At 50.2% G+C, this 10,383-nt stretch carries 10 protein-coding genes and 1 tRNA gene; 7 read left to right on the forward strand and 4 right to left on the reverse strand.

Annotated features, from left to right (window positions below; genetic code table 11):
* Nucleotides 1–69: 69 nt before the first annotated feature.
* Nucleotides 70–996, reverse strand: a complete 927-nt coding sequence (gene bla / locus K2I50_RS05190; RefSeq protein WP_301025156.1) for a class A beta-lactamase — start codon at nt 994–996, stop codon at nt 70–72.
* Nucleotides 997–1,108: 112 nt separating this feature from the next.
* Between bla and K2I50_RS05195 the strand changes: the two genes are divergently transcribed.
* The 5 genes from K2I50_RS05195 (at nt 1,109) to ettA (ending at nt 5,331) form a co-directional block, all read left to right on the forward strand.
* Nucleotides 1,109–1,678: a YdeI/OmpD-associated family protein gene (locus K2I50_RS05195; RefSeq protein WP_526022953.1), complete on the forward strand. Its 570-nt coding sequence runs from the start codon at nt 1,109–1,111 to the stop codon at nt 1,676–1,678.
* Between the two features lie 27 nt (nt 1,679–1,705).
* A complete protein-coding gene (locus K2I50_RS05200) occupies nt 1,706–2,197 on the forward strand; it encodes a P-loop NTPase family protein (protein ID WP_301025158.1) in 492 nt (163 codons plus the stop codon).
* Between the two features lie 430 nt (nt 2,198–2,627).
* Nucleotides 2,628–3,053, forward strand: coding sequence for a Holliday junction resolvase RuvX (gene ruvX / locus K2I50_RS05205; protein WP_301025159.1), 426 nt, complete (start codon nt 2,628–2,630; stop codon nt 3,051–3,053).
* Nucleotides 3,050–3,619 carry a peptide deformylase gene (def, locus tag K2I50_RS05210; RefSeq protein WP_301025160.1) on the forward strand — a complete coding sequence of 190 codons (570 nt, stop codon included), beginning with the start codon at nt 3,050–3,052 and terminating at the stop codon, nt 3,617–3,619. The genes ruvX and def overlap by 4 nt, the downstream gene beginning before the upstream one ends.
* Nucleotides 3,620–3,645: 26 nt before the next feature.
* Entirely contained in the window at nt 3,646–5,331 is a 1,686-nt protein-coding gene (gene ettA, locus K2I50_RS05215) for an energy-dependent translational throttle protein EttA (RefSeq protein WP_301025161.1), read from the forward strand.
* Nucleotides 5,332–5,421: 90 nt separating this feature from the next.
* Here ettA and asnS read toward each other — a convergent pair whose 3' ends face one another.
* From asnS to K2I50_RS05230, 3 genes are all read right to left on the reverse strand, one after another.
* Complete coding sequence (gene asnS / locus K2I50_RS05220) at nt 5,422–6,813, reverse strand: asparagine--tRNA ligase (RefSeq protein WP_301025162.1); 1,392 nt, start codon at nt 6,811–6,813, stop codon at nt 5,422–5,424.
* A gap of 82 nt (nt 6,814–6,895) precedes the next feature.
* Nucleotides 6,896–8,263: a pseudouridine synthase gene (locus K2I50_RS05225; RefSeq protein ID WP_301025163.1), complete on the reverse strand. Its 1,368-nt coding sequence runs from the start codon at nt 8,261–8,263 to the stop codon at nt 6,896–6,898.
* A gap of 424 nt (nt 8,264–8,687) precedes the next feature.
* The gene (locus K2I50_RS05230) at nt 8,688–9,131 is read right to left on the reverse strand and encodes a Fur family transcriptional regulator (RefSeq protein WP_301025164.1); all 444 of its coding nucleotides are present in this window, start codon (nt 9,129–9,131) and stop codon (nt 8,688–8,690) included.
* 246 nt (nt 9,132–9,377) lie between these two features.
* Here K2I50_RS05230 and K2I50_RS05235 point away from each other — a divergent pair, with 246 nt between their 5' ends.
* Entirely contained in the window at nt 9,378–10,064 is a 687-nt protein-coding gene (locus tag K2I50_RS05235) for an alpha/beta hydrolase (RefSeq protein ID WP_301025165.1), read from the forward strand.
* Between the two features lie 245 nt (nt 10,065–10,309).
* Nucleotides 10,310–10,382, forward strand: a tRNA-Gly gene (locus tag K2I50_RS05240).
* The last annotated feature ends 1 nt before the right edge of the window (nt 10,383 follow it).

Here is a 10,383-nt window from a genome sequence, read left to right on the forward strand (position 1 = left end):
TTCGTCACATGTCGAAAATCGTCTCAAGCTATACGACCCTGGCGGCAACATTTATTATTAAACAAGCTCTTACTTATTAAACAACGAGCGGAATATAATATCTGATATATCGGCTATCATACGCTCGGTATCTTCCATATTGCGGGCAGAGTCGGAGACGAAAACCGCGACAGCGTATCCTCCACCATTAGGGAGGAACACATATCCGGTATCGTTGACACCTATTATACGGCCCTGGGAATTGACATCGCCCGTGCCGGTCTTGTGCCCGATGACAGCATTCGTAGGCAGTAACGGAGCCGGCAGACGCCTGTTGCCGGTAGTGCACGCCATCATTATCTCGCCAATTGCCTCATGCAACGGAGAGTCATGGCGCATCTCCCGGCGGTAAAATCTATCGAACAGTGAAGCCATGGCTATTGGAGTGGATCGATTCTGATAGCACAGATAGATATCCCGGTGCATCTCATCCTCGGTAGAGGCTATGACAATATCGTCATAGCCCATGGCTTTCATCAGACTGTCGGCCACGTGGGTGCCACCTATCAGGCGGAAAAGGATATCGCACGCGTTGTTGTCGCTGTCGCGAAGAGAGTATTCAAACAGTTCGTACAGCGGCAGGCGCAAGTCGCCTACCCCATATCTGTCGCGCATAGGGCTCCATGTATTTTCCTTCATCTCATCGCCATGGATTGAAATGGTGTCAGAAAGTCCGACACCATTCTTCATACAATAGTCGGCCACGGCCAAAGCCTGCGGAAACTTGTAGACACTCAGCATCGGGAAATCCCGGTTGCCGTTGACAGAAACGGTATCTTTTCCGTCGATTATGACAGCGACACCAATCCGGGCATCCTGAGCGGCGATATATGTCGCCAGCCGATTTTCCATATGCGAATACCGACGTTCATGCTTTACATGCCGTGTGGTTGAGCATCCTGTGCCCACCGACAACAATGTGACCAGGAGTATGATAAATTGATTCAGTCTAAACATATTTTTTTAAGTAAGTCGTGACAACAACAGAAGGGGGTGGAATCATCGCAAAGATACGAATATTTCCTCAGATTTTTCACTATCTTTGTAATCCACCCAATCGACTATAATCATGACTCCACATAATATTTTAGACGTACAAAAACGTATAGAATTCCGGAAATGGCTAATCGAAAACCATGCGACAGAAAAAGAATGCTGGATAGCGGTGAAACGTGGTAAAACACCTCCGGAGGATATGCTGTGGTATCTCGATGCCGTCGAGGAGGCTCTATGCTTCGGCTGGATTGACTCGACATTGAAGAATGTCGACGGCAAGTCGCTACAACGATTCGGTCCGCGCACAAAATCAGGACGCTGGACCGAACTTAACAAAGAACGATGCCGCCGGCTGGAGAAACTCGGACTTATGACCGACAGCGGGCGCTCCATATGCCCCGACCTTGACGCGGAATTTCGTATTGACTCCGACATACTCGCAGAGTTTCAGAAGAACAGTGCCGCATGGAGCCGGTTCAATTCATTTCCCGCACTTTACCGGCGTGTAAGGATTGACAATATACAGCGAGTAAAGGCCAAGCCGGAACTGTTTATCGCCCGACTGACAAAACTCATCGAAGCGAGCGAACGCGGCGAGATGATTGGCGACTGGCATGACTACGGGCGTCTGCTTGATTATTAAACAAGCGCTTAGAAACTGTTTTTCAGCATGAAGAATGTCATTATCATCGGATGTCCCGGTGCCGGCAAAAGCACTTTTGCCAGAAAACTGTCGGCAAAGACGGATTTGCCGCTTTATTACCTCGATATGATATGGCATCGTCCTGACCGGACTACACTAAGCCGAGAGGAATTTGTCAGGTGTATCGAGCAAATAATGTTGGGCGACAAATGGATTATTGACGGAAATTACATCCATACACTCCCCCTGCGCCTTAGCCGGTGCGATTCTGTATTCTTTCTCGACTTTCCACTTGACATATGCCTCTCGGGAGCAGAAGAGCGTATCGGAAAAGAACGTGAAGACATGCCTTGGACAGACGACCGTATGGACCCGGAGTTCCGCCAATGGATTATTGATTTTCCCACGCAACAGGCACCAGAAATCCGCAAATTGCTTGCTGAATGCAACCGTGATATAGATATCACCGTATTCCATACAAGAGACGAAGCCAACGCATTCATCGAGTCCATCCAATAACGGCACACCGACAACAAAGGCCTTATTTTTAGAGCTTGTTTAATAATAAATGTTACCGTCAGGGCGGTCATTCGTCGAGCAGATTTTCGCTTGTGATGAGGAAGTTACGGGGTCCCATAACAACCGAAGAACAGGCGGATAGATGCCGGCGAATGACCGACGGGAGACATTTTGTTTAATATCGTTGATATATTTTTGCATTTATTTAGAAAGCAGGCAAGAGGTTAATATAAAGTCACCTTTTGCATCGTATATCTTGCTGCGTTTCGTCCTGTTCCTCAGTCATGTACATAAAGTACACTCCTTCGTCACATGTCGAAAATCGTCTCAAGCTATACGACCCTGGCGGCAACATTTTTATTGAACAAGCTCTAACATTTATCTTTTAAATATGCTCTTAAACATTTAAGTTTTTGTAACTTTGCACAGAATGGGACGACTAATGGCAATCGATTACGGCAGACGTCGCTGCGGCATAGCAGTGACCGACTCGTTGCGCATTGTCGCTACCGGACTTACCACAGTGCGGACATGTGACCTTGCCAAATGGGTGGCCGACTATATACTTAAGGAAAATGTTGATGCAATCATCGTAGGCAAGCCGTCGACCATGCGTGGCGAAGACTCGGAATCGATGAACTATATCCGCCCGGGTATAGCCATGCTTCGGAAAGTCCTGCCGCCGGAAATTGAAATCACATATTGGGACGAACGCTTCACCTCAGTGCTCGCCCACCGTGCCATGATTGACGGCGGTATGCGCAAATCGCGCCGTCAGGACAAAGCTGTAGTCGATGAAATCGCCGCCACCATCATACTTAACGATTATCTGCAAAGCAAACAATTCAACCAATGAAACTACCTGTATATCTTTACGGACATCCGGTGCTGCGTGCCATCTCGACTGATGTCACACCCGAATATCCGGAACTCAAGAAATTTGTAGCCGACATGTGGGAGACAATGTACAACTCCGACGGCGTAGGCCTGGCAGCTCCGCAGGTTGGCCGCAACGACCGCATCGTTGTTATTGACGCAGACCCTGTAGGCGATGCATTTCCCGAATGCAAAGGACGCAAATTCACTCTGATAAACCCTGAAATAGAGATACTCGACGGGCCTGTCGAGACCCGTAACGAAGGGTGCCTGTCATTGCCGGACCTTTCCGAATCGGTAGCGCGCGTAGAGCATATCCGCCTCAAATGGGTAGACGACGATTTCCAGCCCCATGAAGAGGAAATCTCCGGATTTCTCGCCCGTATCGTACAGCACGAATGCGACCATCTCGAAGGCAAGCTGTATATCGACCATATTTCAGCAATCCGTCGCCAGTTGCTCCGCGCCAAGCTGTCGGCAATCATCACAGGCCGCAAACGTGTGGACTACCCCGTACGCTACGCGCCCCAGAAAGGCAGAAAGTAACATTCCCGATATCACACATTAATATAATGGCTGACGACAAGAAAATCATTTTTTCGATGGTAGGTGTATCAAAAATATACCCGCCACAAAAGCAAGTACTTAAAAATATCTATCTCTCCTTCTTCTATGGAGCCAAAATCGGTATCATCGGTCTTAACGGCTCGGGAAAATCATCGCTGCTGAAGATTATCGCCGGCATCGACAAGAGCTATCAGGGCGAAGTGGTATTCTCACCCGGATATTCCGTAGGATACCTCGAACAGGAGCCGCAGCTCGACCCCGACAAGACCGTGATAGAAGTAGTGCGCGAGGGCGTAAAGCCTGTGATGGACCTTCTCGCTGAATTCGAGAAAGTCAACGAGGCATTCGGCGACCCCGACGTACTTGAGGACCCCGACAAAATGGACGCCCTCATCCAGCGCCAGGCCGAGCTTCAGGACAAACTCGATGCCGCTGACGCATGGAATATCGACTCAAAGCTCGAGCGCGCGATGGACGCCCTTCAGTGTCCGCCCGACGACCAGAAGATAGACACTCTGTCGGGAGGAGAACGTCGCCGCGTAGCCCTGATACGCCTCCTGCTCCAGCAGCCTGACGTGCTGCTGCTCGATGAGCCGACCAACCACCTTGACGCCGAATCAATCGACTGGCTCGAACAGCACCTTCAGCAATATCCCGGCACTGTAATCGCAATCACTCACGACCGCTACTTCCTCGACCACGTAGCCGGCTGGATTCTCGAGCTCGACCGTGGCGAAGGCATACCCTGGAAGGGCAACTACTCCTCATGGCTCGACCAGAAGACCAAGCGCATGGCCCAGGAAGAAAAACAGGCATCAAAGCGTCGCAAGACCCTCGAGCGTGAGCTTGAATGGGTGCGCATGGCCCCAAAAGCACGCCAGGCCAAAGGAAAAGCCCGTCTGAACTCCTACGACAAACTGCTCAATGAAGACCAGAAAGCACGAGAGGAACGCCTGGAGATATTTATCCCCAACGGTCCGCGCCTCGGCAACAAGGTAATCGAAGCTACCGGACTGGCAAAGGCATTTGGCAAGAAACAGCTCTTCTCGGACCTCTCATTCTCACTGCCACCCAACGGCATAGTAGGCGTAATCGGTCCCAACGGCGCAGGCAAGACCACCCTGTTCCGCCTAATCATGGGCCAGGAGACTCCCGACGCCGGCACATTCGATGTAGGCGAGACTGTGAAAATAGCATATGTCGACCAGCGCCATCACGACCTCCTGCCCGAGAAATCGGTATATGAGGTAATATCACAGGGAACCGACTCATTCCGCATGGGCGGCCGCGACATAAATGCCCGCGCCTACCTGTCGAAGTTTAACTTCACAGGTGCCGACCAGGAGAAAAAAATCGGCGTGCTGTCAGGTGGCGAGCGCAACCGTCTGCATCTGGCCATGGCCCTCAAGGAGGAAGGAAATGTGCTGCTGCTTGACGAGCCGACCAACGATATCGACGTCAATACACTGCGCGCCCTTGAAGAGGGTCTTGACGATTTCGCCGGATGCGCCGTAGTGGTAAGCCACGACCGCTGGTTCCTCGACCGCATCTGCACACACATACTTTCGTTCGAGCCCGACGGCAACGTAGTGTTCTACGAAGGCTCCTACTCCGACTATGAGGACTACAAGCGCGCACGCAACGGCGGCAAGGAACTGCCCCGTCGCCGCTACCGCAAGCTCATGGAGTAAGAACTTGACTATCCCCCCAAAAAAACAAGCGCGCCCCGGACATCTGTCCGGGGCGCGCTGTTTATGTAGTCATATGTCTGTGACTCCTTATCAGAATTCAGCGTTGTTAGGAGTACGCGGGAACGGAATCACGTCGCGGATGTTGGTCATACCGGTCACAAAGAGCACAAGACGCTCGAAACCAAGTCCGAATCCCGAATGAGGAACCGTGCCGAAACGACGGGTATCAAGATACCACCACATATCCTTCATGGGGATATCGAGCTCCTCGATGCGTGCAAGCAGCTTATCGTAATTCTCCTCACGCTCAGAGCCACCGATAATCTCACCGATATTCGGGAAGAGCACATCCATCGCGCGGACAGTCTTGCCATCCTCGTTCTGCTTCATATAGAACGCCTTTATCTCTTTGGGATAGTCGGTAAGGATAACCGGCTTCTTGAAATACTCCTCTACAAGGAAACGTTCGTGCTCGCTCTGAAGGTCAGCGCCCCAGAATACCGGGAATTCAAACTTATGTCCTGATTGCTCAAGTATCTTCACACCTTCGGTATATGTAAGGCGTACGAAGTCGTTGTTGATGACAAAATTCAGACGTTCGATAAGCCCCTTGTCGTAGTGCTCGGCGAGGAACTCTATGTCATCGCGGCAATTTTCAAGAGCGTATGAGATACAGTACTTGACAAATGCCTCGGCAAGGTCCATGTTGTCGGTGATGTCGAAGAACGACACCTCAGGCTCAATCATCCAGAACTCCGACAGGTGGCGCGGAGTATTGGAGTTCTCGGCACGGAATGTAGGACCGAATGTATAAATCGCGCCAAGCGCGGTAGCGCCAAGCTCGCCTTCGAGCTGACCGCTTACAGTAAGCGCGGTAGGCTTTCCAAAGAAATCCTTGGAATAATCCACGGCACCGTCTTCGGTCTTAGGCAATTCGTTAAGAGGAAGCGTGGTCACCTGGAACATAGCTCCTGCACCCTCGCAGTCGCTGCCGGTGATAAGCGGGGTATTCAGATAGAAAAATCCGCGTTCCTGGAAGAAACGGTGTATGGCGAACGCCAAAGCGCTGCGCACACGCAGGATGGCACCGAAAGTATTAGTACGCGGACGCAGGTGGGCCTTCTCTCTGAGGAATTCCAAAGTATGCCCCTTCTTCTGGAGAGGATATGTCTCAGGGTCGGCAGTGCCGTACACCAGCACATTGTCGGCCTGAACCTCTACAGTCTGTCCCTTACCCATAGACTCTACCAGACGACCGTCGACACGCAGAGCCGAACCGGTAGTAATCGGCTTCAGCTGCTCGTCGGAGAAGCGGGCCATGTCAAGCACAATCTGAATATTGCGCACGGTCGATCCGTCGTTGAGAGCTACAAACTGCACGTGCTTGTTACCGCGACGTGTGCGCACCCAGCCCATCACTGTGACTTCGGTGCCTATAAGATCGGCCTTCTTGAAAAGGTCGATAATCTTTTCTCTTTTCATTAGAAATGTAATAGTAATTCATGCCAGGCAGGCTGCGCGCCATATGCCGGCGCGCGCCTACTTGTCATGATAATATTTTTCATTATTCAAATGAGCCCATTTTAAGGAAGTTGACCTCTTCCTGTGTAAGATAGCGCCAACGACCGCGAGGGAGGTTCTTCTTAGTGAGGCCGGCGAAATATACACGGTCGAGTTTTGTCACGTGGTAGCCGAGGCTCTCGAATATACGGCGCACGATACGGTTGCGGCCCGAATGGATTTCGATACCGGCCTGATTGCGGTCGGTCTCCGTAGCGTAAGAAATAGCATCGGCATGGATGGGGCCGTCCTCAAGCTCAATACCGTCGGCAATTGCCTGCATGTCATCTTCCGATATATCCTTGTCGGTCCACACGTGGTAGATCTTCTTCTTCACATATTTGGGATGTGTAAGTTTTGAAGCGAGGTCACCGTCGTTGGTAAGGAGGAGCACACCGGTGGTATTGCGGTCAAGACGTCCCACAGGATATATACGTTCGTTGCATGCACCCTTCACGAGGTCCATCACTGTAGTACGGCCATTGGGATCATCGCTGGTGGTAACACAATCCTTGGGCTTGTTGAGGAGGATGTAGCACTTGCTTTCCAGTGTCACAACCTTTTCATCGTATTCAACCACATCGTTGTGGGAAATCTTTGTTCCGAGTTCGGTCACTACCTCTCCGTTGACCTTGACGAGACCCTGCTGGATAAACTCATCAGCCTCACGACGCGAGCAGATACCGGCATTGGCCATGAACTTGTTGAGACGAATCTGTTCATTGGGATCGGGTATAGGCATCTCGTACTCTATACGCTTGGGACGTGGAGTAAAGCTCTTGCCCTGACGCGGAGCGCCGAATCCGCCCTGCTGGCGCATTCCACCCTGCTGGCGATTCTTGTTGTAGCCACCGGGACGATTCTGATTGTAGCCTCCCTGACGGTTCTGATTGTTGTAGCCACCCTGGCGGTTATAGCCTCCCTGACGGTTATAGCCGCCTTGGTTGTTATAACGGGGTTGGTAGCCACCCTGGTAATTCGACTGCTGCGAATCGGAATTATATGGAGTAGCCGACTGAGCAGAAGTGGCGTCAACGCCTTCCGAAGCAGCGGTTGGCTGAGTATTATTATTGTAACGGGGCTGATAGCCACCCTGATTGTATCGGTTGTTGTAACCTCCCTGACGGTTATAGCCACCCTGGTTGTTGTAGCGGGGCTGGTATCCGCCCTGACGGTTGTTGTTGTATTGACGGGGCTGATAAGGACGCTGCTGTCCGTAATCATTACGTGGCCCTTGTGAATCATCTCCCGACGAGGGATTAGTATAGTTAGGTTTTGTGCTATTGAACACGGCATCGCCGCCTTCACCTACCTGCATGCGATCACCGATTCTGGGTCGGCGCGGTTTCTTCTCTTCGTTGTTAGTATCCATAATCTAAATAAATTTCTTGATGATAAATGTTGACGTAGAATGGTGCAGCCTCTCGGCGTCAAAATCCTTTGAATAAATTTGACAGAAGCGATTTCAATTAAGGATTAAATCGGCATAATCTGCCATTCAGTGAGTTGTCGTTTTTTTAATCTTTAGCTATATTTCTTGATTAAGCAGTTGGTAAATAATTATTGACTAATATATCTTAACGGATTAAGAGAATACAGCATGCTTACCGCCTACTACGTTCCGCTGGTTGAGACATCCGATGCCGTTACGGCAAAAACTGTAGTCGTATATCATGCGGCCGGTTACACAGCTTCCCCTTAAAACGATGCAAAGTTAAGATTTCTATTCCATTACAACAAATCTGAGCATCCAAAATCACGACACCACAAATCCCCAGACATACATTTTACATTATTTAACTATTACACTTGCGTGCGCACGCCTCACACAGCCCTTTAATCACATAATTAACAGAATACACTTCATATCCATCCGGCACAGGGACCAGCGGTATAGGGGTATCCTCCAGGCAAACCGTCACACCACATTCCTCACAATGAAAATGAGGATGCATATCATCGACCGAGTGGTCGGAATGGCCTTGACATACTTCATACTTCGCAGCCCCACTGCCATCCTCGATTACATGTACAAGATGACGGGAAGCAAACAAGCCAAGCGTACGCGACAGTCCCGACTTATCGATAGTGACCAGTCTCTCTTCAAGTTCAGCCATACTCAGCGGCCCACCGGCATTCATCAATTCCCGAAAAATGACAATGCGATTGGCCGTAGGACGCACTTGCCTGCGCTGCAATATCTCATCAATATCTACTATACATTTGTTAGTGGAATCCATATACTATATTTTTGGATGCACAAATTAAGCAAATATAATTGACGTGTAAGCAAAAAAAGCTAACTTTGTTAACACATGCTGAATCCTCAACATACACCAGACGCCGAATAGCGTCAAACCAAATCAAACAACCAAATGAAGTTTTTAAGAAAAATGTTTACAGCTTTGTCTCTCGGCGCGCTTGCGACCGGAAGTATATCGGCACAAAACGGTGCACCAAGAATCATCCGAATCGACTCCCCGAAAATGACAGTATTTCTGCCCCCATCCTCCGCAGCGACAGGTCGCGCGGTAGTAGACCTGCCCGGCGGCGGATATTCACATCTTGCCACGGGGCATGAAGGTTTCGACTGGGTGCCATACTTCAACGAAATGGGTATCGCTTACGCCGTAGTAGAATATACACTGCCTGCCGGCAACCGCGAATTGCCCTATAAAGATGCGACCGAAGCCATCAAAACTATGCGCAATAATGCATCAGAATGGGGCATTAAGACTAATGACATAGGCATAATGGGCTCTTCGGCCGGCGGACATCTCGCAACTACCGTAGCCACCCACGCCGACAACGAAGCACGCCCCGACTTCCAGATACTGTTTTATCCCGTCGTATCAATGAAAGATGGAATCACCCATGGCGGTTCACGCAAAAGTCTCCTTGGAGAAGCTCCTTCGGAAGCCGACATACTCGAATTCTCAAATGAGCTAAAAGTAACACCCAACACGCCTCCCGCAATCATACTCCTGAGCGACGATGACAAAGCGGTAATTCCGGCCAACAGCCTGCGCTACTATGAAGCCCTGCATGCAGCCGGCGTGCCCGCATCGATGGTAATATACCCGTCAGGAGGCCATGGATGGGGCTATAAGCCGTCGTTCAAATACCACGATGCGATGCTGAATCAACTTAAAGAATGGCTTAAGGGATTCTGACCGACGACCCGTATTAGCGCAATCCACACGACACATATGCCACAGGGCCTTTATAAAGCCGCCTGTGGCATATTATTTTTTTTCAATATTTTTTCACCCCGTTAACGCTATCGCATTCAGTAGATTGGCATCCGATATCCGCTTCTTGGAGGCAGAAGGCAAGAAAAAAAGCAGCGAAAAGATTTGGTCAGTTCAAAAATAGTACCTACCTTTGCATCGCAAACGACAAAAACGCCTTGCGAAACGCGAAAATAGCTCAGTTGGTAGAGCACGACCTTGCCAAGGTCGGGGTCGCGGGTTCGAGTCCCGTTTTTCGCTC

Source organism: Muribaculum sp. (genome assembly GCF_029051885.1).
In the GTDB taxonomy this organism is placed as follows: Bacteria; Bacteroidota; Bacteroidia; order Bacteroidales; family Muribaculaceae; genus Muribaculum.

Bases quoted from the DNA above. Each gene is read 5' to 3' on its own strand.
- K2I50_RS05195 (WP_526022953.1), top strand. From the start codon at position 1,109: ATGACTCCACATAATATTTTAGACGTACAAAAACGTATAGAATTCCGG.
- bla (WP_301025156.1), bottom strand. From the start codon at position 996: ATGTTTAGACTGAATCAATTTATCATACTCCTGGTCACATTGTTGTCG.
- K2I50_RS05200 (WP_301025158.1), top strand. From the start codon at position 1,706: ATGAAGAATGTCATTATCATCGGATGTCCCGGTGCCGGCAAAAGCACT.
- K2I50_RS05230 (WP_301025164.1), bottom strand. From the start codon at position 9,131: ATGGATTCCACTAACAAATGTATAGTAGATATTGATGAGATATTGCAG.
- K2I50_RS05235 (WP_301025165.1), top strand. From the start codon at position 9,378: ATGACAGTATTTCTGCCCCCATCCTCCGCAGCGACAGGTCGCGCGGTA.
- ettA (WP_301025161.1), top strand. From the start codon at position 3,646: ATGGCTGACGACAAGAAAATCATTTTTTCGATGGTAGGTGTATCAAAA.
- def (WP_301025160.1), top strand. From the start codon at position 3,050: ATGAAACTACCTGTATATCTTTACGGACATCCGGTGCTGCGTGCCATC.
- K2I50_RS05225 (WP_301025163.1), bottom strand. From the start codon at position 8,263: ATGGATACTAACAACGAAGAGAAGAAACCGCGCCGACCCAGAATCGGT.
- asnS (WP_301025162.1), bottom strand. From the start codon at position 6,813: ATGAAAAGAGAAAAGATTATCGACCTTTTCAAGAAGGCCGATCTTATA.
- ruvX (WP_301025159.1), top strand. From the start codon at position 2,628: ATGGGACGACTAATGGCAATCGATTACGGCAGACGTCGCTGCGGCATA.